The sequence below is a fragment of the Coxiella-like endosymbiont genome, assembly GCF_002871095.1.
Lineage (GTDB): Bacteria > Pseudomonadota > Gammaproteobacteria > Coxiellales > Coxiellaceae > Coxiella.
The window spans coordinates 1-3,172 of sequence record NZ_NSHJ01000006.1 but is presented as its reverse complement, the minus strand read 5'-3'; the positions used below and the strand labels follow the sequence as shown (position 1 = coordinate 3,172).

Here is a 3,172-nt window from a genome sequence, read left to right as displayed (position 1 = left end):
CAAAATCATAGAGTAGACTCAAATCCATTCATAATGACTGTTAAAAATCAGGTTTTAGAAATTAACCTTAATTTTTTTACGAACAAATTTTCTATAAACAAAATTTTGGTATTAACTATTTTATCAACTTGGGTATTAAGTATTTTTATTACACCTTATAAATTAGTTTTTATCTCATCTGCTTACTCTTCTTGCTTTAACAAATTTGCAATATTGAGCCTCAGTATCTCAATATATCAATTTTTAAATGCTTCTTCAGCAGAAAGATTTTCAGGCTTGAGTACTATTTTTCTATCTACTTAAAATTGCGATCGTTGGAATTGTACTAGGCTATAAATATAAGCTCTAATATTATTAACAGCTTTAATTCAGAAGATGATTTCTTTGATTTAATTTTTTTATCTTTTTGCTTTTCTTGTATAAATGTAACGTCCCCAAAGGGGACATGGGGCAGAGGTAAGTCCCCCCCCCCCCGGGGGGGGACTTACCCACAAAAAAACAACCCCACCCCATGAGTGTCTGGGTAATGTTGTTACCATATCTTAATTGTGTTGGTCATATTTAAATAGTTCTGTTATTCATAGAAGTTTAATAATATTAGTAGTTTAATAAAATGGTTCACATATATTAAAGAATCTCTAGGTAGCCGAAGAACTATACTAGCATAGAGCATTAATCAACATTAGATATTCTAATAATTGATATAATAATCGATATTATCAATACGCAAACAATCTTTGATACGCAAACAATCTTTGTTGGGAAGGGGGGCATTATTATATACCTCTGGGCCTATCGTTGTACTGCGATACAGATAAGTTCATTGATGACTTTTTTGATTTCAATTAAAATTAATAAAATTAAAATTAATCATTTATATAACGACATTTTACATAATAATTTTTCCAAAAATATTTGGAAAATCAACAATCAGTATTAAAATCGAAAACCAACATATGAAATACTATTTATAATTAAGGTACACTATGAAATCTTCTCTTTAATTTATCATATATATCTGTGATATATATCTGTGATACTATGATACTCTTTAGATATCTATTAGATGTCTATGATACTATTAGAATCAATCCTTGACCCTTAACTAAAAAGACCAGAAAATAAAAAAACTAGCCCTGTAGTTTCTACTAAATAAGATGTACATGTACCTAGTTATTTTAAACTGTACCTAGTTATTTTGAAGCGGGGAGCATAGTAAATTAATTACTAAGTGTATATAAATAGTGGATAGAAAGTGATTATCTCAACAAACACAAAGCATTCCAAACTCTATCTTTGGTTGATGTCCTTTACCATCGGCATGGTAGCTTCTTCCTTTTACACTTATGACTTTTTAGTTCGTGTAATGCCAATGGTGATGGCACACGATTTATTAAAATCATTTAAAATTCAAGCTAGTGAATTAAGTATTTTGTTTAGTGGTTTTTTTTATGGTTATGCTGCAATGCAAATTCCTGTGGGCATGATATGCGACAAATTCGGTGCCCGACGCTTGCTTTCTTTTGGACTTCTTATCTGTGCTATGGCAACTGCCCTTTTTGGATTCACAAGCTATTTTCCCATTGCGGTCGTTGCAAGAATCATTATGGGTCTCACTGCTTCTGTAGCTTATTTAGGCACTTTATGGGTAGGTGCTCATTGGTTTTTAGATGCCCAACGTTTTACTCTTTACGCAAGCCTTGTTCAAGTTTTGGGATGTGCAGGAGCAATTATTGGGTCAGCTCCTGTAGCTCATTTAATGGTAACTTATGGATGGAAAAACACTTCTTATTTAATTGCTTTACTGGGCTTCTTCCTGACAATTCTAAATTGGTTCGTTATTCGCGATACACCTACAGACCCTGAATTTATTCAAAATACAAAATTTATCCCTAAAAAAAACAAAATCTATTTTCACCATGTCTTCAAGCGCTCTCAATCATGGTGGATTGCTTTATTCGGTTTTTCTATCTGGGGTCCAGTAGCACTATTTGCTACCTCATGGGGTGCTTTATTTCTCACTAGCTCACATCATTTTTCTAATGTTCGTGCTAACTTACCAGCTACTGGCTTAATCTCTCTAATTTGGATTGGTATTGCGATTGGGGGTCCTATTTTTGGTTGGTGGACCAATTTTATCAAGCGCCGCCGTCTACCGATCATTACAGCTGCAGTTCTAGGTTTTATTAGCGCTTGTTTAATTTTATACGTGCCTACATTACCAAAACTAGCACTAAGTATTTGTCTTTTCTTATTTGGTGTGGCTTCTTCCAGCCAGGCAATCGCATTCGGTTTAGTCATTGACAATAATCGACCACAAGTTGTAGGAACCGCCTCAGGTTTAACTAACATGGGAATCATTTTTGCTGGCGTAGTATTACAACCCTTTGTAGGATTATTACTGGATAAATTTTGGGATGGGCGGATGATAAATACAGTGCCTGTCTATAGTATCCAGGCTTATCAAATTGCTTTAACCATGATTCCTGTTTTATTTTTGTTAGCTTTTATAATCGGTGGTTTTATAATTAAAGAAACGTATTGTACAAAACAATATCAGGATTAATCTTGAATGATCAGGATTGATTCATCTTGAATCTAAAAAAGCGACAGTCTGTTGTTTTCTTTGACTAGGGAATTATTAATTAGAGTCTAATTTTTCTAAATTTAAAAAGATTCAAAATATCCGACCCACAATAAAATTAGAACGATCGTAATCTACTATAACCTTAGTAAATTATATTTGGTATCAATAGATTTGTATTTATTGCTAAGTTTTTACATATTTTTGAGAAAGCACATTTAAACAAGGTTTTATATTTTAAAAAAACTTACTCGTTAGGAACTATAATTTATCAACTGGAAGTTTAGAGAGTACCACATCCAACAGCGCTCTCCCCTCTAAAAAATTCTCTATCTCGCGATTAGTTTTCAAAAAAATAATCAGCTAAAAAAGCAGTAATAAATAATTAATACGCTTTTAAAGAATAAATATAAATACAATTGTTCTAAAACGTATTTTAACTATGCCGATAAATATACATTAAATTAAAAAATGAATAATTTGAGAATTCGTAAGCCACAGGTTATCAGTGAATGAATTTAGAAACTCCTGAAAGGACATATTCAGTATAAATCCTCACACTTCATTACAAAGATAGTAAAACAACAA

At 32.1% G+C, this 3,172-nt stretch carries 2 protein-coding genes; both read left to right on the top strand.

Going from position 1 to position 3,172, the window contains the following annotated elements; translation table 11 throughout:
- On the top strand, positions 1 to 303 hold a 303-nt coding region (locus CLERM_RS03970), incomplete at its 5' end, for a hypothetical protein (protein WP_206602223.1).
- Positions 304 to 1,303: 1,000 nt separating this feature from the next.
- A complete protein-coding gene (locus tag CLERM_RS00045) occupies positions 1,304 to 2,566 on the top strand; it encodes an MFS transporter (protein WP_236905169.1) in 1,263 nt (420 codons plus the stop codon).
- Positions 2,567 to 3,172 lie beyond the last annotated feature (606 nt).